Genomic DNA, 19440 nt, shown 5'->3' on the forward strand with positions numbered 1-19440 from the left:
GCCGCGGTTCCCTCGGGCGCGTCCCGGGACCGTCGGCCGCAACACTCCGGATACCTGGCCCCGGCGGGCGGCGCGTACCTCGTGTACGTGCCGTGCGCCGGGGCTGTGTCGTGTCCGGGGCCGGTTCGGGGCGGGGGCGGTGGTCGCCCTCCGGGTGGGCCTCCGGACCGGCCGTAAGGATCTTGAACGGCCCTCCAGGCCCCGACGACGGCCTCACGGGCCCCGGTCGGGCTCCGTTACCGTCCCGCGCCCCGCCCCCGGCTCTCAGCCGCGTTTGACCGCGCACAGCAGGCCGTCGCCGACCGGGAGCAGGGACGGCACCAGGACCGTGCTCTCCCGTATGGCGCGCAGCAGCTCCCGCAGGCGCAGCACCTGTTCGGGCTGGGCCGCCGAGTCCACCGTCCGGCCGTCCGCGAAGACGCCCTCGAAGCACACCAGGCCCCCGGGACGCAGCAGCCGCAACGATTCAGCTAGGTACTCCAGGCTCTCCATGCGATCGCCGTCACAGAAGACGAGGTCGTACCCGCCGTCGGCGAGGCGGGGCAGCACGTCCAGCGCCCGGCCGGGGATGAAACGGGCGCGGTTGCCGGCGAACCCGGCCTCGCGGAAGGACTGCTTGGCGAACTGCTGCCGCTCCGGCTCCAGGTCCACCGTGGTCAGCACGCCGTCCGGACGCATTCCGAGCAGGAGGTAGATGCCCGACACGCCGGTGCCGGTGCCGATCTCGGCGACGGCCTTGGCGTCGGCCGTCGCGGCGAGCATGCGCAGCGCGGCGCCGGTGCCGCTGGACACCGCGCGGATGCCCGCCTCGTGGGCCCGGTCGCGTGCCCATTGCAGCGCGGCGTCGGCCGTCTCGTCGATGATCCCGGCGCCGTACGCCTCGGCGAACGCCAGGCTCGTCTGCCGGTTGCCGGTAATGGCCCTCTCCTGTCCCCGTAGTTGACGCACCCGTGACTGTATCCGCTGAGCGCGGGAACCCGCAGATGGGACCGTGCGTTGGAGGAAGGAGAGGGGGGATGCCGGGGTGATGAGCGGACGAGGTGCCGGGCAGGGGCGGCGGCAGTTTCAAATGCAGGTCAAATCTGCTTATCCGGAACTAACGGGCGAGGTGGATATGGTAGGGGCCCTACTGGACACCACCAGAGCCACCAGGGGAGGTGCGGCTGCGGCGGGTGACCGAAGAGCGCGCAGGCGCTTCCGCTGGTCGGCTGCCGAGCCGAAATCCGTGACAGACACCGCTGACCGTTCCCGCCGCCACGGCCCGCAGGGCGTGGGCGAGTCCGCCGCCGAGGGCTCCTCGACCACCGCGACGTTCGCCGCGGAAGCGGACGCGCAGGCGTGGGCGCCACCCAGCTGGGAGGAGATCGTCAGCACCCACAGCACACGGGTCTACCGCCTCGCCTACCGCCTGACGGGCAACCAGCACGACGCCGAGGACCTCACCCAGGAGGTGTTCGTCCGCGTCTTCCGCTCGCTGTCGACGTACACCCCGGGCACGTTCGAGGGCTGGCTGCACCGCATCACCACCAACCTCTTCCTCGACATGGTCCGCCGCCGCCAGCGCATCCGCTTCGACGCGCTCGGCGACGACGCGGCCGAGCGGCTCCCCAGCCGCGAACCCTCCCCGCAGCAGCACTTCAACGACACCCACTTCGACGCGGACGTCCAGCAGGCGCTGGACACCCTCGCCCCCGAGTTCCGGGCGGCCGTCGTGCTCTGCGACATCGAGGGCCTGTCGTACGAGGAGATCGCCGCGACGCTCGGCGTGAAGCTCGGCACCGTCCGCAGCCGCATCCACCGCGGCCGTTCCCACCTGCGCAAGGCGCTCAAGCACCGCGCCCCTGCGGCGCGCACCGAGGAGCGGGGCCGCCGGGCACTGGCCACGGTGGCCACAGGGGAGGTCGGAATCGCGTGAGCTTCACAGGCGGTCAGTCCCCCGCCGAGCACCACCTCGGCGACCGCCTCGCGGCCCTGGTCGACGGGGAATTGGGACACGATGCGCGGGAACGGGTGCTCGCGCACCTAGCAACCTGCGGCAAGTGCAAGGACGAGGCGGACGCCCAGCGGGAGCTGAAGAGCGTGTTCGCCGAGTCGGCGCCGCCCGGCCCCTCCGAAGGGCTGCTGGCGCGCCTGCAAGGGCTGCCGGGTGGTGGTGCCGACGGCCCCGGAAGCCGCCTGGGCGCCGGAGCGTTCGGCAGCGGCGGCCTGGGCGGCGGGGATGACGCCGGTCGCGGCGGCGCGGGCCGGGAGGGCTTCGGGCGCTCCGGCTTCGGCCGCGGCGGGTTCCGGGGCACCGGGTTCGGCACCGGCGGGCTGCGGCACACCGGGTTCGGTTCGGGCGCCGTCGGGTTCGCGGCCGAGGAGGACGCGTACGGGTTCCCCCCAGCCGGCGGGCCCGCCATGGACGGCGTGCCCCAGCAGCCCCGCACCCGGGGGTTCCGGATCCACGAGACGCGGCGGCCCGCGCCGCCGCGCCGCCGGTTCGCCTTCGCGGCGGCCGGGGCGGTGTCGCTGGCCGCGTTCGCGCTCGGCGGCGCCCTGCCCCTGGAGGCCGCCGTGGACTCGCCCGGCGGCCGGATCGAAGGCGCCGGCACCTCGGTCACCCCGCTCGGCGCCCGGTCCACGCCCAGCGCCGCCCGTGAGACGGCCGGCCGCGAGGCGCTGCTCGCCCTCGGCCTCCAGCGGGCCCGCGCGGCGACGCGCGGCGCCGGCCGGACGGTCACCCCCGCCCCGAGCGCGATGGGCCTGTACGGGCCGCCCGCGCCGGCCGTCCCGACGGCCTCGCCGGCCCCCTCGTCCCTCGTCCTGCCGGGCCGCGGCATCGGCCTCCTCCCGCTGACCGGCCCCACCGGCCCGTCGGCCGTGGACCGCGTCCGGCTCGCCGCCACGGACGCCCCGGCCCGCCTGACGGCGCCGCTGCCGCCCCTCCCGCACCCACCGCTGCCGCTGGTCCGCTCCACCGCGCCGGTCCCGGCCGGCGAACGGGCGGCCCTCGCTCCCCGCGACTGACCCCCGCCCCCGCCCGGCGCGGGCGGGCTCCTGCGCAGGTGTGTTCGGACCTGGTTGAATCGCACCTGGCGGCGTTCCCCTGCCGGGGCGCCCGCCATGAGGTGGCGGCCCGCGGGGGACCGCGGGTGAGATGTGGGGAGATCATGGACGAGGGGAAGGCCGCCGGGCCGAAGCTGAACTGGTGGAGCCGCCCGGCCCGGCCCCCGGCGGCACCCGCCGCCGCGGACGGGGAACCGGACACCGGCGCGGTCCCGGCACCGAGGACGGCGGGCGACGAGCAGACGCCTGCCGCGCGACCGGCGGAGGCCATCGGGGCCTCGGCGCCGGGCGAATCGTCGGACGACGGCGCGGTGAGGCCTTCCGGGGGGATCGGGCCCTCCTCCGGGGAGCCCGCCTCGACTTCGGATGAGTCCGCTTCGGGTGAGTCCGCTTCGGACGAGTCCGCGCCTTCCGGTGAGCCTGCCTCGACTTCGGGCGAGCCGATCTCGTCTTCTGGTGAGTCCGCGTCTACGGGCGAGCCGATCTCGTCCTCTGGTGAGTCCGCGTCTATGGGCGAGCCGATCTCGTCCTCCGACGAGGCTGTCCCGGCCGCTGGCGAGTCCGCTCCGCCCTCCGACGAGACGGGCGCGCCCGCCGGGCACGTTCGTCTCGACAAGCCCGGCCGGCCCGCCGACCCCGCGCGGGACGCGGCCACGCCTTCCGCTGGGCCCGCGTCTGCCTCGGGCGAGCCGACCCCGTCGCCGGAAGAGCCCGTCCCGCCCTCCGGCGAGCCGGTCGCGCCCGCCAACGACCCCACGCCCGCCCCACCGCCCCAACCCCGGCACCCCGAGGACCCCTACGGCACGCCCCCTTACGGCGGCCCCGGGCCGTGGGCGCCCGCGCCGCCCGTGCAGCGGCCGATGGCGGCGCCCGGCGTGCCCGTCCCGCCCGGCGCGGCGGCCCAGCCAGGCATCGGAACCCCGCCCGGCACCCCCGGCGACCAGCGCCTGTGGCAGCAGTACGACCCCTGGAGCTCGCCCCCGCAGCAGGGCGGGCCGCGGCACCCCGGCATGGGGCCCGCGCTCCCGGCGCCGGCCAAGCCGCCGCGCAACCGCCGCGGGCTGCTGGCCGTCGGCGCGGTGGTGCTGGCGCTGATCGCCGGTGGCGTGGGCGGCGGCGTCGGCGCGTACATCGAGCGCAACGGCGGCGTCGGCGACATCAGGCTTCCGCAGGCCATCGACGAGAAGGGCGCCGGGCGGGACCCGCACAGCGTCGCCGGCATCGCCCAGGCGGCGCTGCCCAGCGTCGTCACGCTGCACGTGCGGGGCGCCGACGAGCAGGGCACCGGCACCGGCTTCGTCCTGGACAAACAGGGGCACATCCTCACCAACAACCACGTCGTGGAGCCCGCCGGATCGGGCGGCGAGATATCGGTGACGTTCAGCGGCGGCGAGACCGCCCGCGCCAAGGTCATCGGCCGGGACGGCGGCTACGACCTGGCCGTGGTCAAGGTCGATCACGTCGCCGGGCTGCGCCCGCTGCCCCTGGGGGACTCCGACGCGGTACGGGTCGGCGATCCGGTCGTCGCCATCGGGGCCCCGTACGACCTGGCCAACACCGTGACCGCGGGGATCATCAGCGCCAAGCAGCGGCCGATCACCGCGGGCGGCCGGAAGGGCGACGGCAGCGACGTCTCGTACGTGGACGCCCTCCAGACCGACGCGCCGATCAACCCCGGCAACTCCGGCGGCCCACTGGTCGACGCGAGGGCCCGGGTCATCGGCATCAACAGCGCCATCCGCGCGGCCGACAGCGGCGGCATGGAGAACGGCGGCCAGGGCGGCAGCATCGGCCTGGGCTTCGCCATACCCATCAACCAGGGCAAGTGGGTGGCCGAGGAGCTGATCAACAAGGGCCGGGCGATGCACCCTGTGATAGGCGTCACGCTGGAGATGGAGTACGCCGGGGACGGCGCCCGGGTCAGCTCCGGGGGCAAGGGCGGCGGCGCGCCCGTCACGCCCGGCGGGCCGGGTGCCAAGGCGGGCATCAAGCCGCACGACGTCATCACCAAGGTCGACGGCAAGCCGGTGCACAGCGCCGAGGAGTTGATCGTCAAGATCCGCAGCCACCGGCCGGGCGACCGGCTGACCCTCACGGTGCGGCGCGGCGGCGACGAGCGGACGGTGGTGCTGACCCTGGGGGCCTCCAGCCAGGGATGATCGTTCGCGCGGTGTTGGCGCGGGCGACTCCCGTCCAGGGCCACGGGCCAGGTACCGTGATAGACGGCCTGGCCCACAGGTGCCCACAGGCCCCCGTAGGCCGCGGATATCCCTAGGAGCTGCAAGGTGTTCTTCGACATAGGACCCCTAGAGCTGGTCGCGCTCGTGATCCTTGCGGTGCTCATCTTCGGGCCGGACAAGCTGCCCAAGGTGATCCAGGACGTGGCGGGCTTCATCCGCAAGGTGCGCCAGTTCTCCGACAGTGCCAAGGAGGACATCCGCAGCGAGCTGGGCCCGGAGTTCAAGGACTTCGAGTTCGAGGACCTCAAGCCGCGCAACTTCGTCCGCAAGCACGTCCTGGAGAACGACGAGTACGGCCTCCAGGAGATCCGCAACGGCTTCGACCTGAAGAAGGAGATGGCCGACCTCACGGACGCGGTGCACGGCACGGACACCGCGGCGCCCGCCTCCTCCGGCCCCGATCTCACCAAGAGGTCCGCGCCCTCCGGCAGTCGGCTGAACCTCTCGAAGGAATCCCCGGCCGCCCCCCGGATCGACCTCTCCAAGGACGCCCCGGCGTCCGGCGCCGCCGACCCGCTGCGCAAGCCCGCCGCCGCCCCCGAGCGCCCGCCCTTCGACTACGACGCCACCTGACGCGCGTATGCCCGGCGGTATTGACCGGTGTGGCTATGCTCCCGGTGTCCGGGGTGAGGTCGCCTGAGGGAGCGGGCCGCCCACGACACGGGGCAACGAGGAGGCGCCGCGCAGATGGAGACGACGAGTCGAGCGGGAGTACGAGCGGTGTCCGCGGATGCCGGCCGGAAGGTCGACGGCTATCTGATGGCCGCCTTCCCGTGGTACGGGCTCGATGAGGCGTTCACGGGAGACCGCTGGCTACTGCAGGTCGGCACCGCCGCGGACGGCACGGTCGAGCACGGTGCGACGGGCCACGGCGAGCAGCCCACCATAAGGATGGAGCGCACGCCGGGCGCCGAGCGGTTCACCGTCGTCGTCACGATCGCGAATCACCCGGTGCGGCGCAGCGCCGACGGCACCGGCATCCTGGAGGCCACCTCCGTCTCCACCGCCGCGTGGCTGGCCGGTTCGGGCCTGCTCAGCCGCACCTGGCCCACCCACATGGAGCGGTCGCTGCGGCAGGACTGGCTGGAGCAGCAGACCATGATCGCGTGGGAGCTGGCGGACGACCTGGGCAGCGAGAGCTGGACCGAGCTGATGCTGCCGGTGGACGGGGTGCCGACGCCGTTCCGCTACCGCGAGTCGGAGTACGGCTGGGTGCTGGCCGGTTCCGCCGGCGACGGCCCGGCGGGGGTCCACCTGGGCGCGTACGGGCGCGGCATGAGCGCGTACGGCCTGGGGTTCGCGGTGGTGAAGGACATCACCAGCTACGCGGGCTGACGGCACGCCCGCGCACGTCCGCCGGGTAGACCCGCGCACGTCCGCCGGGTAGACCCGCGCACGTCCGCCGGGTGGAGGTGCCACCCCGCCACGGGGTGGGAACGCCCCGCTCCCACCCCTCACGTTTCGGCCGGAGAGCGACCCGGAACCGGTCACCCCGGCCCCCGTACGGCCTGCGGCGCGGGCCTCTCGCGGCCCCGTTCGGCCGGTGCGCGGAGGCTCCGGGGGCGCCCCGCACGACCGGGACCGGCCCCGTACGACTCCACTGGCGCGACGCGACCCCGGCACGCCCCCGTACCGCCCCGCGCACGCCCGCCGCGCGCGGCCCGCGGGCGACCCCGCCCCGGACCGCGTGTCCTGCCGCTCCCGGATCCGCCTTGGAACTTGTCGCGCGGCCGACGCGCCTCAGAACTTGTTGCGCGGCGTGATGCCCAGCGACATCCCCGCCAGACCGCGCTGCCGCCCGCCGAGCTTCCCGGCGATGGCCCGGATGGCCGAGCCGGCCGGCGAGTCGGGGTCGGAGAGCACGACCGGCTTGCCCTCGTCGCCGCCCTCCCGCAGCCGCACGTCGATCGGGATGGTGCCGAGCACCGGGACCTGCGCGCCGGTGGTCTTCGTCAGCCCCTCGGCGACGCGCTCGCCGCCGCCGGAGCCGAAGACCTCGACCAGGTCGCCGCAGTGCGGGCAGGGCAGCCCGGACATGTTCTCGACCACGCCGACGATCTTCTGGTGGGTCTGCACGGCGATCGAACCGGCCCGCTCGGCGACCTCGGCGGCGGCCTGCTGCGGGGTGGTGACGACCAGGATCTCGGCGTTCGGGACGAGCTGTGCCACCGAGATGGCGATGTCGCCGGTGCCGGGCGGCAGGTCCAGGAGGAGGACGTCCAGGTCGCCCCAGAAGACGTCGGCCAGGAACTGCTGGAGCGCGCGGTGCAGCATGGGACCGCGCCACACCACCGGGGCGTTGCCCGGGGTGAACATGCCGATGGAGATGACCTTCACGCCGTGCGCCGACGGCGGCATGATCATGTTCTCGACCTGGGTGGGACGGCCGTCCGCGCCCAGCATCCGGGGCACCGAGTGGCCGTAGATGTCCGCGTCCACCACGCCGACCTTGAGCCCGTCGGCGGCCATCGCGGCGGCCAGGTTGACCGTCACCGACGACTTGCCCACGCCGCCCTTGCCGGAGGCGACCGCGTAGACCCGGGTGAGCGAGCCCGGCTGGGCGAACGGGACCTCACGCTCGGCCTGCCCGCCGCGCAGCGAGGCCGCCAGCTCGCGCCGCTGCTCGTCGCTCATCACGTCCAGCTCGACGCTGACGCCGGTCACCCCGTCGACGCGGGAGACCGCCTCCTTGACGTTGGTGGTGATGGTCTCGCGCATCGGGCAGCCGGAGACCGTCAGGTACACCGCCACCGCGACGGCGCCGTCCGCCGCGACCGACACCGATTTGACCATGCCCAGGTCGGTGATGGGGCGGTGGATCTCGGGATCGTTCACCGTCGCGAGGGCGGCGCGGACCGCCTCTTCGGTCGGGACGGTCGCACTGGGCGCGGAGCCGTACGGGTCGGTAGCCATGCCCCGATGGTACGGCGCGGCCGGGCACCCCGGGAAAGGGCCGTCGGCGGTCGTGTTCGTCACGCTCAGGGGCGTCGACGGCGATCGGCGACGGCTGGGCCCGCGCCCCGACGGGCCGTCAGCGGCCGGAGGGACGCGGCCTCCCGCACCGTCAGCGGCCGGGGGACGCGGCACCCCGGACCGTCAGCAGCCGGGGGACGCGGCACCCCGCACCGACATCAGCCAGGGAAGCGCGGCGCCCCGCACCGTCAGCGCTCCCGCTCCCGCTCCTCGCGCCCGGGCTCCGGCAGCCGCCGCGACTCCAGCTCCTTGACCAGGTCCTGGAACTCCGAGCGGATCCAGTCCCGGGTGGCCACCTCGCCCAGCCCCAGCCGCAGCGCGGCGATCTCCCGGGTCAGGTACTCGGTGTCCGCGATGGACCGCTCGTTCTGCTTGCGGTCCTGCTCGCGGCTGACCCGGTCGCGGTCGTCCTGCCGGTTCTGCGCGAGCAGGATCAGCGGCGCGGCGTAGGACGCCTGGAGGGAGAGGGCGAGCGTCAGGAAGATGAAGGGGTACTCGTCGAAGCGCAGGGCCTCGGGCGCGGCGATGTTCCAGATGATCCAGACGATGATGATGACGGTCATCCAGACGATGAACCGGCCGGTCCCCAGGAACCGCGCGATCTTCTCCGACAGCCGCCCGAACGCCTCCGGGTCGTACTCGGGAAACAGGCTCCGCCGCGGCGCGCGCGGCTGGTCCAGCCGGACCCGCGGACGCGTCTGGGCCCGGGCCCGCTCCTTGACGCCCTCCCGTTCCTCAGCGCCCATGCCACACCCCCTTCACGGCGTGTCCCGCTTCCCCTTCCGTCCCCTCCTGGGCGTGCTCCGTCTCCGCGAGCCCGTCCAGCGCGGGATCGTGCATCTCGGCCTCCCGCCAGTCCTCGGGCAGCAGGTGGTCCAGCACGTCGTCGACCGTCACCGCGCCCAGCAGCGAGCCGCTCTCGTCCACGACCGGCGCCGCGACCATGTTGTACGTCGCCAGGTAGCTGGCCACCGTGGACAGCGGGGTGTCCGGCGGCAGCGGCGGCAGGTCGGTGACGGCGATCGAGCCGACGAGCGTGAACGGCGGGTCGCGCAGCAGCCGCTGGAAGTGCACCAGGCCCAGGTACTTGCCGGTCGGTGTCTCGTCGGGCGGGCGGCACACGTACACCTGGGCGGCCAGCGCGGGCGAGAGGTCGGGGTCGCGCACCCGGGCCAGCGCGTCCGCGACGGTGGCGTCCGGGCGCAGCACCACCGGTTCGGTGGTCATCAGGCCGCCCGCGGTGCGGTCCTCGTACGCCATCAGGCGCCGCACGTCGGCCGCGTCGTCCGGCTGCATCAGCGTCAGCAGCCGCTCCTTCTCCTCCTCGGGCAGTTCGGAGAGCAGGTCGGCGGCGTCGTCCGGGTCCATCGCCTCCAGGACGTCGGCGGCCCGCTCGTCCTGGAGCTTGCCGAGGATCTCCACCTGGTCGTCCTCCGGCAGCTCCTCCAGCACGTCCGCGAGCCGGTCGTCGTCCAGCGCGGCGGCGACCTCGGCGCGGCGCTTGGGGGAGAGGTGGTGCAGGACGCTCGCGAGGTCGGCGGGGCGGAGCTGGTCGAAGGTGGCGAGCAGGTTCTCCGCGCCCTGGCCGTGCTCCTCCCGGGAGAAGCCGGTGACCGCCGACCACTCCACGGTGACGGTGTCGCCCTTGCGCCGGAGGGCCCCGCCCTTCCCCTTCCGGACGAAGACCTTGTCGATCTCCCAGTCGCGGCGCGCCGGGAGGCGGCTGATCCCGACGTCCAGGACGGTGGCCTCCTCGCCGGTCTCCACCAGGTGCACGCGGCGGTCCAGCAGTTCGCCGAAGACCAGCGTCTCGCTGGCCCGCTGCTCGAAGCGCCGCATGTTGACCACGCCGGTGGTGATGACCTGGCCGGACTCCACCCCCGTCACCCGCGTCATCGGCAGGAAGATCCGCCGTCGGCTGATCACCTCCACCACCAGCCCCAGCAGGCGCGGCGGACGGTTCCCCACCCGCAGCATCGCCACCAGGTCGCGCACCCGCCCCACCTGGTCCCCGTTGGGGTCGAAGACGGCGACGCCGGACAGGTGCGAGACGAACACCCGGGGGGTTGCCACCGCCATGCCGAGTGCCTCCGCTCTCTTCGTGCCGTTCTTCGCGGGTCGTTCTTGTTCGGGCTGTTCTTTTCGGGCCCGTTTCTTTTCGGGCCTGACCTTTTGGGCCTGACCATTCGGGCCTGGCCCGCCCCCGTCCGGGGTACGCGAACGGCGGAACACGGCCGCGGCCTCACGGGTGCGGCGCCGCGTTCCCGCTCCGTCCTTCCTGGTGCGCGTGTGCCCGGGGACCTGGCTTGTATGCATTTACGGAGGTAATTCGGGTTCCGTCCGGCGCGCTCGACCGCCGGCCCGGGCGGGTCGGACCCGCCGTCTCTCTCCCGGCATCCGGGTCCGTACGATGTCCGCCCCGCACTCCGCCGAACGGCGTGCCGCCCCCGGGTACGCTGCCGTACTGCCGTCGAGGTCGTCCGCATCAGGAGGCACAGCCGCCGTGACCGCAACCCCCTCCGCATCCCCCACAGGGACGGCCGCCCGTCCCGCCCCGCGCCGCGGGCGCCGCACCGCGCTGACCGGAGCGCTGGGTGTGGCGCTGGCCGTGGCGCTGGCGGGGTGCGGCGGCGGTACGGAGGACCCGGACGCGGGCACCAACGGCGTCGGGAAGCTGTCCGCGGCGAAGATCGAGGCCAAGGCGCGGGCCGCGGCCGACAGCGCCGGCACCGTGCGCCTGCTGGGCAGCGTCGTGAGCCAGGGCCGCACCTACAAGCTCGACATGCGGCTGGCCGCGGACGGCGGCCGGGGCGAGGTGTCCTCCGAGGCGGCCACCTTCCAGCTCCTGCGGGTCGGCCAGGCGCTGTACCTGAAGGCGGACGCCGGTTTCTGGGCGCGCGAGAAGGACGACCGGCCCACCGCGGGCGGCACCGCCGCGCCCTCAGGCCGGGCCACCGGCACCAGCACGGCCGCCTCCAAACTCGACGGCAAGTACGTCAAGGTCCCCGCCTCCGACCCCGTCTACAAACGGTTCCGCGGCTTCACGGACAAGGACGTGCTGCTCTCCAGCCTCCTCGGCCTGCGCGGCGAACTGACCACCGGCGACCGCGGCACCTTCGACGGCACCCGCACCATCCGTCTCTCCGCGGGCCGGGGCGCGGGCGGCACCCTGGACGTCTCCCTGGAGGGCAAGCCCTACCCGCTCCGGCTCCAGCGCGCCGGCGGCGGGGGCGTGGTCCAGCTCACCGACTGGGGCGGGTCGGTGGACCTGCGGGTGCCGGACGCGGCCCAGGTCGTGGACTACGGGCAGCAGGTGGGGACGGGGTCCGGGACGGGTACGGGGCCGGGCGGGGATTCGTCGCCCGGCGGGGCTTCGTCGCCCGGCGGGAGCTGATTCACTTCCGGCCCTTGCTCCCCGTCCTCCCCTTCCGTCCCTTGCGGAGCAGCTTGGGCAGGGCGGCGGGGATCGGGTGACGGGTGGTGGCCGGAGTCTCCAGCGGCGGGGCCGCCAGCGACCCCTGCGGCATGGCGCCGGGGCGCTCGGGGACCGGCCCGGCCGGCTCCAGCCGCAGCACCCGGCAGTCGCGGGCCCAGCGGCCCGGCATCTCCTCGGCGTCCGGGGCGTTGAGCCGCTTGCCCTTCAGGTCGTCGACGGCCGCCCGCCAGGCCTCGCTCTCCGGCGCCAGTTCCCTGACCCACGCCTGCCAGACGACCAGCCGGGCGCCCTTGTCCTTGCTGCGCACGGTGACGGTCGCGGTGCCGCCGTCGGTCAGCCCGAGGTCGTGCAGCGGCTGCTCGCGGACGGGATCGACGGGACGGACGGTTCGCGCGCCCGCGTCGTCAGGCTCCCCGGCCCCCGCGTCACCGACCACACACGCGGCCCCGTCGTGCCAGACGTGCCACAGCGCCCGCACCGGACCACGGGTGCCCCGCACCCAGATGAGGCCGGACTTCTTGGTGGCCTCCTCGATGAGCGCCCGATCCAGCAGCGCCTGCGACACGGTCTCCGTCATGGGCCTCAGCTTAATGGGCGGGCAGGGGGACGGCCGGGGAGCGCGGGATGGCCGGGGCCCTCACGGTAGGGGGACGGCCGGGGCCCGCCCCGCGCCCGGGCGTCCGGACGGCCCGAGGTCCGTGTGCGTCACAACCACCCGTTGCGCTTGAACCCCCGGTGGATGCCCACACAGATGGCCACCGTGACCAGCAGGACCATCGGGTAGCCGAACTTCCACTTCGTCTCCGGCATGAAGTCGAAGTTCATGCCGTAGATCCCGGCGATCATCGTCGGCACCGCGAAGATCGCCGCCCACGACGTGATCTTGCGCATGTCCTCGTTCTGGGCGACGGTCGCCTGCGCCAGGTTGGCCTGGAGGATGGAGTTCAGCAGGTCGTCGAAGGAGAGCACCTGCTCGTTGACGCGGGCGAGGTGGTCGGCCACGTCCCGGAAGTACTTCTGGATGTCGGAGTCGATCACCCGCATGGGCCGCTCGCTCAGCATCTGCAGGGGCCGCAGCAGCGGCGACACCGCCCGCTTGAACTCCAGCACCTCGCGCTTGAGTTGGTAGATCCGCTCGGCCTCGCCGCCCTTGCTCGCGCCCTTGGCGGCGCGCTTGTCCTTGGCGCGCTTGTCCTTGGCGGGCTTGGGGGCGGCCTTGCCGTTGGTGCCCGAGCTGAAGACGTCGATCTCCACCTCGTCGATGTCCACCTGAACGGCGCCGGCGACCGTCATGTATCCGTCCACGACCTGGTCGGCGATCGCGTGCAGCACGGCCGACGGGCCCTTGGCCAGCAGTTCGGCGTCGTCCTGGAGCCGGTGGCGCAGCGCGCGCAGCGAGCCCTGGCCGCCGTGCCGCACGGTGACGATGAAGTCCTGGCTGGTGAAGCACATCACCTCGCCGGTCTCCACCACCTCGCTGGTGGCGGTCAGTTCGGCGTGCTCCACGTAGTGGATGGTCTTGAAGACGGTGAACAGCGTGTCGTCATACCGCTCCAGCTTGGGCCGCTGGTGCGCGTGCACCGCGTCCTCGACGGCCAGCGGGTGCAGCCCGAACTCCTTGGCGATGTCGGCGAGTTCGGCCTCGGTGGGCTCGTGCAGCCCGATCCAGGCGAAGCCGCCTTCCTCGCGCACCCGGGCCATCGCCTCGGCCGGGGTGACGTGGGCGCTGACGCGGCGGCCGTCGCGGTAGACGCCGCAGTCCACGATGGCGCTGTTGGCGGCGGGGGCCTCGGTCCCGGCCGCGGTGTACTCGTACGGGGAGTGGTCGCGCCGCCGGGAGGGCCGTACGGCGGCACGCAGGTCACGGATCATCGACATGGCAGGCTCCTTCACGGGCCGGCCGCCAGCGGTGGGGCGCGGAGCGCAACGCTGCCCGGAACGAGGACGTAAGAGGCTCACCGGCGCCGTACGTCCGCAAAGCGGGCGGCGTTCCGTGCGTCAGGGCTGACGGCAGTTCGCACAAATCACGGAACAGAGAGTCGAAGGCGCTCTTCCGTCATCTGCTGCCGGCCGCGAGGAGCATGCGCGTCGCGACGCTGTGCGACGCGGGCGAAGACGTCTCAGGGGCGGATTCGATACCGGGTTCGGTATCGGGCCCGGAGTCAGACGAGACGTCGCGCGGGCGGGACGATGACAGGAGAACTGTCGGTACTGCACGGTCGACTTGGATCCACCGCAGCCCCACCTCCTCCGGCCGGTCCCCGCTGAGGGACGATTTGATTCCCTGACCAGACGGCAAGGCTATCAGCCGACAGAACCGTTACGGCGCGGCTTTGCCCGTTCGATACGCGGCCTATGCTCGCCGCATGTCTGACGTTCTTGAGCTGGTCGAGGCCCGGTTGCGTACGACGCTGGGCGAGCCGGACGCGCGGGCGGCCGTCACCTTCCTGGGTACCGACCGTATCGAGGTGCTGCGCTGGCAGACCGCGCCGTCGGAGGTGCCGGGGTCCTCGGAGTCCTTGTCACCGGAGGACGACCCGGGGGCCGGCGGCGGGATCGTGCGGTACGTCACGCTCGGAATGTCGGCGCGTCCGATGACCGATCCCGGGGGCAGTGCGGCCGGTGCGAGCCCGTTCGATGCGGCGTCGTCGCTCTCCGTGACGTTCGCCGACCCGGTGCGCGGCCCGCGCGCGGAACTCGTCCTCTCCGTCCGCGCCGGACGGGCGGACACCGACAAGGCGCTCCGGCCGCTCGCCGTCCTCGCCGCCTCCCCGCAGGTGGAGGGGCTGGTCGTGGCGCCCGGCGCGTCGCTGGACCTCGGCGAGCCGCTGTGGCCGGGGGCGCCCTTCACCTCCGTCCTCGTCGGCGAGCCGGGCGGGCTGATCGAGGACCTGGCGCTGGACCCGCCCATGGAGCCGGTCCGCTTCCTGCCGCTGCTGCCGATGACGCCCAACGAGGCGGCCTGGAAGCGGGTGCACGGCGCGGCTGCCCTCCAGGAGCGCTGGCTGCGGCAGGGGACGGATCTGCGTGATCCGCTGCGGGTGGGGGTGGAGCTGGGGTAGGGGCGTGGGCTTCGGGTGTCGGGGTCTCGTGCTTCGGGGGTGGCCGGGTGGGGCCCGTGGTCTCGGTTTCGCGGCCTCAGGGGGCTCGTTCTCATGGTCTTGCGGAGGGCGTTCGCACGGTCTCGGTTTCGGTTTCGCGGCCTCGCGGGGCTTGTCCCCCGTCTCGCGGAGCGCGTTCCCGCGACCTCGCGGAGCGCGTTCGCACGGCCTCGTGGGGCCCGTTCGCACGGCCTCGGCGGAGGGTCGGAAGGACGGCTTCCGTGGCTCGAAGGCGTGCACGGTTGTGAAGGGGTGCGGCGGCGAGCCGGACGGGTGATCGTCCTTGACGCGACGGCGGAGCCGGAGGACCGTGGGGCCTTATGAGGGGCGAACCCAGTTGCCCGAAGTGCGGTGGCCGGGTGCGGGCGCCCGGTCTCTTCGCCGACTCCTGGCAGTGCGGGGTGCACGGCACGGTGCACCCGCTGCAGCCGGTCGTCCCACCGAGCGTCGAAGCGCTGGCCGTCGTTGTGAATCGCGCACGGGTACCGGTGTGGATGCCGTGGCCGCTGCCCGTCGGCTGGCTGTTCACCGGAGTGGCCTGCGCGGGCGACGACCGCAGCGGAGGCCGGGCCACGACGGTTGCCTGTTCGGGGCCGGGCCCCCTCGGCGGCCCCGGCGAACTGCTCCTGGTGGCCGAGGAACTGGGCGTGGGCCTGGGCGCCCGGTACGCGGGCATCGGCGGCCCCGACCCCGGCCCGCACATGTGCGTCAACCGCCCTCCGCACTGCAAGGTGCTGGCCGCCGGCCGCCCCACCCCCCTGTGGCACGTGTCGGGGGCGCCCGAGGACCGGGCGGTCTTCGCGGGGGAGGCGCGGGGGCTGTGGCTGTGGGCCGTGGTGTGGCCGGCCGAGTCGGCGCTGGTGATGTACGACGAGATGGTGCTGACCGACCTGCGGGACGCGGGCGCCGAGGTGGACCTGCTCCCGTGCGGGGCACTGTCGCCGCGGTTGCTGTCGTGAGCGGGGGTGGCATTACGCGTCCGCTGTCGTGAGCGGGGGTGGCGTTGCGCGTCCGCTGCCGTGAGCGGGGGCGGCGTTGCGCGTCCGCTGCCGCGTCAGTGCGCGTCCGCTGGTGTAAGGGAGCGGTTCGGGGCGACGGGATCCGGCCCCGAGTGAAGGGTCCACGAAGGATCCGTGAGCGGGCCGAGCGTCCGCAAACCCCGGTCCCGGACCCCGTCGTTGGCCGGTTAACCCCCGCCGACCTGCGGCTTTCTGGGGGCGGTGGGGAAGGTGGGGCATCCGACGTCAGCATGTTCGAACGACCGGTATCCTTTTGACATCTTTAGGTATCCGTCCGCTTGACGTCTTTTGTGTCCGTCCGCACAGCAGTCTGGAGTCCGCGTCGTGCGCATCGACCTGCACACCCACTCCACTGCTTCCGACGGTACGGACAGCCCCGCCGAGCTGGTGCTGGGCGCCGCCGCGAGTGGCCTGGACGTCGTCGCGCTGACGGACCACGACACCGTGGGCGGCCACGCCGCCGCCATCGCCGCGCTCCCGCCGGGCCTGACCCTGGTCACCGGCGCCGAGCTGTCCTGCCGCCTGGGCGACGTGGGCGTGCACATGCTGGCGTACCTCTTCGACCCCGACGAGCCGGAGCTCGCCCGCGAGCGCGAGCTCGTCCGGGATGACCGGGTGCCCCGGGCCCAGGGCATGGTCGCCAAACTGCGCGCGCTCGGCGTGCCGATCACCTGGGAACAGGTGGCGCGGATCGCCGGGGACGGCGCCGTGGGACGGCCGCACGTCGCCAGCGCGCTGGTGGACCTCGGGATCGTCCCCACCGTCTCGGACGCCTTCACCGACCAGTGGCTCGGCAACGACGGCCGGGCCTACGTGGAGAAACACGAGTTGGACCCCTTCGACGCCGTCCGGCTGGTCAAGGCCGCCGGCGGGGTGACCGTCCTCGCCCACCCGCTGGCCGTCAAACGCGGCCGGTGCGTGCCCGAGAGCGCGATAGCCGAACTGGCCGCCGCCGGACTGGACGGCATCGAGGTCGACCACATGGACCACGACACGGCGACCCGCGCCCGCCTGCGCGGCCTGGCCGGCGACCTCGGCCTGCTGGCCACCGGCTCCAGCGACTACCACGGCAGCCGCAAGACGTGTCGCCTCGGCGAGCACACCACCGACCCCGAGGCCTACGGCGAGATCGTGCGCCGGGCGACGGGGGCCTGTCCCGTCACGGGCACGGGCGGCTGACCCGGCCGCGTCACCACCTGGCGCGCTGCCCGAGGCCGGGCACGCGTACCGCCTGGGGCGCCCCCGAACCGCCGCTGCCCGCCGTTGCGAGCGGGCCGGTTCCGTACGGACGCCCGCCCGCGACCACGGCCCTGACCGCTGCCACGCGGCCCGCCACGCCTCACCGCCCGCCCCCCTGTCCTCATTCCCTTCCCTGCCCCCTACCCGTCCCCGTCCGCTCTGTTCGCACCACCTTCAGCAAGGCCACCACCGTGTTCGACTTCGCAGTCTTCGGGTCCCTGTTCCTCACCCTTTTCGTGATCATGGACCCGCCGGGCATCACCCCGATCTTCCTCGCGCTGACCGCCGGCCGACCCGCCAAGGTGCAGCGCCGGATGGCCTGGCAGGCGGCCACCGTCGCCTTCTGTGTCATCGCCGTCTTCGGCATCTGCGGCCGGCAGATCCTGGACTACCTGCACATCAGCACCCCCGCCCTGATGATCGCGGGCGGTCTGCTGCTCCTGCTGATCGCCCTGGACCTGCTCACCGGCAAGTCCGAGGAACCCACCCAGACCAAGGACGTCAACGTCGCGCTGGTGCCGCTGGGCATGCCCCTGCTGGCCGGTCCGGGCGCGATCGTGTCGGTGATCCTGGCGGTGCAGCACGCCGACGGGTTCAGCGGCCAGCTCTCGGTGTGGCTGGCGATCGCGGCGATCCATGTGGTGCTGTGGCTGGTGATGCGGTTCTCGCTGGTGATCATCCGCATCATCAAGGACGGCGGCGTGGTGCTCGTCACCCGGCTGGCGGGCATGATGCTCTCCGCGCTGGCGGTGCAGCAGATCATCAACGGCGTCATGCAGGTCATCAAGGCGGGCTGACGTCCGGGTCCTCCCTCGCGCCAGGCGCCTGAACGGGAAAGCCCCTCGATACGCGGCAGCACCCCCGCCGACCATCCGGTCGACGGGGGCGCTGCCGTCTGTGCGTGTGTATGCGTGTATGTACGTCTGCGTATGCGTACGGGTCCGTGTCCCGTGCGGGGCACGGCGTGTGACGTTCCGGGCGCGCGGGGAGCGCGGTCGCCGTCCGGTCCGTCCGGGGAGCGGGGCCCGACGGAGGCGCGGAACGGGGGGAACGCGTTACCGGGCTACGGGGTCGGCCGGGCGGATGTAGATGCGCTGGCCGACGGCTGCGGCCTGCTGCACGATCTGATTGACGGAGGCGGCGTCGACGACGGTGCTGTCCACGGCGGTGCCGTTCACGTCGTCCAGGCGCATGATTTCGAAGCGCATGAGGCTTCTCCCTTCGTCTGATCCTCCTGAGGAGAACTGTGTGAGGTTGTCGTGGTTCGCGTGGCTTCGCTGCCAGGCGTTCCGTATGGGTACAACGACGTGCCTTAGGCAATCATTCCCTACGCTAAAGAAATTTTTCGAACGTCTAAGGTTCTGGCCGATTCCGGACCGGTTGTGCCCGCTTGGTCACCGCCCGGACAATGGGCCTGTATGAACGACGTCCAGCCCACGGGCCCCACCGACCTCGCCGCCGTGATCGCCGGCATCGAGCGCACCAACGAATTGCTCACGCGGGTGCTGGCCGAGGTCGCCACGACCCCCTCCACCCATGCCGCCTTCGTGGACGCGGGCTACGTGTACGCCGCGGTGGGCCGACTGGTCGCGGGGACCGAGGACCGCAGGGCGTTCGACCTGGACGCCGAGGGACTCATCGAGGCGTTCATCGACAAGGCCCGGATGATCTTCCCGGACAGCCGGCTGCTGCGCGTCTACTGGTACGACGGTGCCCGCCGCCGTATCCACACCATCGAGCAGCAGCGCGTCGCCGAACTCCCGGACGTCAAGGTCAGGCTCGGCAACCTCAACGCCAACAACCAGCAGAAGGGCGTCGACTCCCTGATCCGCTCGGATCTGGAGTCACTGGCCCGCCACCGCGCCATCAGCGACGCCGTCCTGATCGGCGGTGACGAGGACCTGGTCTCGGCGGTCGAGGCGGCCCAGGGCTACGGGGCACGGGTGCACCTGTGGGGCATCGAGGCCGTCGGCGGACGCAACCAGGCCGAGCCGCTGCTCTGGGAGGTCGACAGCCAGCGCACCTTCGACCTGGAGTTTTGCAAGCCGTACGTCACCCGGCGCACCGCCTACGAGCACGCGGACCCGGCCGCACCCGAGGGCGGGCCGGTGCCGGCGCGTGAGGAGGTCCGCTTCGTCGGGGCCCGGGTCGCCGCCCAGTGGCTCGCCGACCGCGGACGCGAATGGGTGGCCGACCTGCTGCCCGGCCACCCCTACCTGCCCGGCACCGTCGACCAGGAACTCCTCACGGCTGCGGAGGCGCTGCTGCGCCACTCCCTGCGCGGCCACGCGGACCTGCGCCGCGCGCTGCGGGACGGGTTCTGGGAGCACGTGCGGGCGCAGTATTAGCGGTATTCGGGGTGTCGGGGGGAGTTCCTGGGAGTT

18 protein-coding genes are annotated in these 19440 nt (G+C 73.3%); 11 read left to right on the top strand and 7 right to left on the bottom strand.

All coding sequences use genetic code 11. The features are described 5' to 3' along the window. Window positions 1–264: 264 nt before the first annotated feature. Window positions 265–948, bottom strand: a complete 684-nt coding sequence (locus tag ABZX96_RS26535) for an O-methyltransferase (RefSeq protein ID WP_355549201.1) — start codon at window positions 946–948, stop codon at window positions 265–267. Window positions 949–1114: 166 nt separating this feature from the next. Between ABZX96_RS26535 and sigE the strand changes: the two genes are divergently transcribed. The 5 genes from sigE (at window position 1115) to ABZX96_RS26560 (ending at window position 6623) form a co-directional block, all read left to right on the top strand. Further along, the gene (sigE, locus tag ABZX96_RS26540; protein WP_355549202.1) at window positions 1115–1915 is read left to right on the top strand and encodes an RNA polymerase sigma factor SigE; all 801 of its coding nucleotides are present in this window, start codon (window positions 1115–1117) and stop codon (window positions 1913–1915) included. After that, window positions 1912–3009 (top strand): zf-HC2 domain-containing protein, encoded by a 1098-nt coding sequence (locus ABZX96_RS26545; protein ID WP_355549203.1) that lies wholly within the window; start codon window positions 1912–1914, stop codon window positions 3007–3009. The genes sigE and ABZX96_RS26545 overlap by 4 nt, the downstream gene beginning before the upstream one ends. A gap of 143 nt (window positions 3010–3152) precedes the next feature. Next, window positions 3153–5207, top strand: a complete 2055-nt coding sequence (locus ABZX96_RS26550; protein WP_355549204.1) for a trypsin-like peptidase domain-containing protein — start codon at window positions 3153–3155, stop codon at window positions 5205–5207. A gap of 126 nt (window positions 5208–5333) precedes the next feature. After that, a complete protein-coding gene (locus tag ABZX96_RS26555; protein ID WP_355549205.1) occupies window positions 5334–5861 on the top strand; it encodes a sec-independent translocase in 528 nt (175 codons plus the stop codon). 114 nt (window positions 5862–5975) lie between these two features. Further along, window positions 5976–6623 carry a hypothetical protein gene (locus tag ABZX96_RS26560; RefSeq protein ID WP_355549207.1) on the top strand — a complete coding sequence of 216 codons (648 nt, stop codon included), beginning with the start codon at window positions 5976–5978 and terminating at the stop codon, window positions 6621–6623. 405 nt (window positions 6624–7028) lie between these two features. Here the strand turns inward: ABZX96_RS26560 and ABZX96_RS26565 are convergent, their stop codons facing one another. From ABZX96_RS26565 to ABZX96_RS26575, 3 genes are all read right to left on the bottom strand, one after another. Then, window positions 7029–8201 (bottom strand): P-loop NTPase, encoded by a 1173-nt coding sequence (locus ABZX96_RS26565; RefSeq protein ID WP_355549209.1) that lies wholly within the window; start codon window positions 8199–8201, stop codon window positions 7029–7031. Between the two features lie 248 nt (window positions 8202–8449). Continuing rightward, on the bottom strand, window positions 8450–9007 hold the full coding sequence (locus tag ABZX96_RS26570) for a DUF1003 domain-containing protein (protein WP_355549211.1): 558 nt from the start codon (window positions 9005–9007) through the stop codon (window positions 8450–8452). After that, on the bottom strand, window positions 8997–10340 hold the full coding sequence (locus ABZX96_RS26575) for a CBS domain-containing protein (protein WP_355549213.1): 1344 nt from the start codon (window positions 10338–10340) through the stop codon (window positions 8997–8999). The genes ABZX96_RS26570 and ABZX96_RS26575 overlap by 11 nt, the downstream gene beginning before the upstream one ends. A 499-nt stretch (window positions 10341–10839) precedes the next feature. Between ABZX96_RS26575 and ABZX96_RS26580 the strand changes: the two genes are divergently transcribed. Beyond that, window positions 10840–11655: a hypothetical protein gene (locus tag ABZX96_RS26580; protein WP_355549253.1), complete on the top strand. Its 816-nt coding sequence runs from the start codon at window positions 10840–10842 to the stop codon at window positions 11653–11655. Window position 11656: 1 nt separating this feature from the next. Here ABZX96_RS26580 and ABZX96_RS26585 read toward each other — a convergent pair whose 3' ends face one another. Beyond that, a complete protein-coding gene (locus tag ABZX96_RS26585) occupies window positions 11657–12274 on the bottom strand; it encodes a hypothetical protein (protein WP_355549215.1) in 618 nt (205 codons plus the stop codon). 128 nt (window positions 12275–12402) lie between these two features. Then, window positions 12403–13575 (bottom strand): magnesium and cobalt transport protein CorA, encoded by a 1173-nt coding sequence (locus ABZX96_RS26590; protein WP_355549217.1) that lies wholly within the window; start codon window positions 13573–13575, stop codon window positions 12403–12405. 488 nt (window positions 13576–14063) lie between these two features. Between ABZX96_RS26590 and ABZX96_RS26595 the strand changes: the two genes are divergently transcribed. The 4 genes from ABZX96_RS26595 (at window position 14064) to ABZX96_RS26610 (ending at window position 17853) form a co-directional block, all read left to right on the top strand. Beyond that, entirely contained in the window at window positions 14064–14759 is a 696-nt protein-coding gene (locus tag ABZX96_RS26595; protein ID WP_355549219.1) for a suppressor of fused domain protein, read from the top strand. A gap of 359 nt (window positions 14760–15118) precedes the next feature. Next, window positions 15119–15757, top strand: coding sequence for a DUF6758 family protein (locus ABZX96_RS26600; protein WP_355549221.1), 639 nt, complete (start codon window positions 15119–15121; stop codon window positions 15755–15757). 384 nt (window positions 15758–16141) lie between these two features. Next, a complete protein-coding gene (locus tag ABZX96_RS26605; protein WP_355549223.1) occupies window positions 16142–16996 on the top strand; it encodes a PHP domain-containing protein in 855 nt (284 codons plus the stop codon). A 251-nt stretch (window positions 16997–17247) separates the two neighbouring features. After that, window positions 17248–17853: a MarC family protein gene (locus tag ABZX96_RS26610; RefSeq protein WP_355549225.1), complete on the top strand. Its 606-nt coding sequence runs from the start codon at window positions 17248–17250 to the stop codon at window positions 17851–17853. A 258-nt stretch (window positions 17854–18111) separates the two neighbouring features. Here the strand turns inward: ABZX96_RS26610 and ABZX96_RS26615 are convergent, their stop codons facing one another. Beyond that, window positions 18112–18264 (bottom strand): hypothetical protein, encoded by a 153-nt coding sequence (locus tag ABZX96_RS26615; protein WP_355549227.1) that lies wholly within the window; start codon window positions 18262–18264, stop codon window positions 18112–18114. 210 nt (window positions 18265–18474) lie between these two features. Between ABZX96_RS26615 and ABZX96_RS26620 the strand changes: the two genes are divergently transcribed. Continuing rightward, on the top strand, window positions 18475–19404 hold the full coding sequence (locus ABZX96_RS26620) for an NYN domain-containing protein (RefSeq protein ID WP_355549229.1): 930 nt from the start codon (window positions 18475–18477) through the stop codon (window positions 19402–19404). Window positions 19405–19440: the final 36 nt, after the last annotated feature.

Origin of the sequence: Streptomyces sp. NPDC003077, assembly GCF_040611095.1 — a bacterium.
In the GTDB taxonomy this organism is placed as follows: domain Bacteria; phylum Actinomycetota; class Actinomycetes; order Streptomycetales; family Streptomycetaceae; genus Streptomyces.